This is a genomic window from Bacteroides sp. 51 (genome assembly GCF_010500965.1).
In the GTDB taxonomy this organism is placed as follows: domain Bacteria; phylum Bacteroidota; class Bacteroidia; order Bacteroidales; family Bacteroidaceae; genus Bacteroides.
The window spans coordinates 1-324 of sequence record NZ_QVMI01000164.1; the positions used below are offsets into that span (position 1 = coordinate 1).

At 49.1% G+C, this 324-nt stretch carries 1 pseudogene; it reads right to left on the minus strand.

Annotated features, from left to right (window positions below):
- Window positions 1-324 (minus strand): annotated as a pseudogene (locus D0T87_RS23950) (actin, cytoplasmic 2); the annotation flags it as partial.

The window sequence follows — 324 nt, forward strand, 5'->3', positions numbered from 1 at the left end:
CTGGATAGCTACGTACATAGCAGGGCTGTTGAAGGTCTCGAACATGATCTGTGTCATCTTTTCTCTGTTTGCTTTGGGGTTCAAAGGAGCCTCGGTCAGTAATACTGGGTGTTCCTCGGGTGCTACACGAAGTTCATTGTAGAAGGTGTGGTGCCAAATCTTTTCCATGTCATCCCAGTTTGTGACGATTCCATGTTCGATGGGGTATTTGAGGGTCAGGATACCTCTCTTGCTCTGAGCTTCATCTCCGACATACGAGTCCTTCTGGCCCATACCAACCATCACTCCTTGATGTCTTGGACGGCCAACGATGGATGGGAAGAC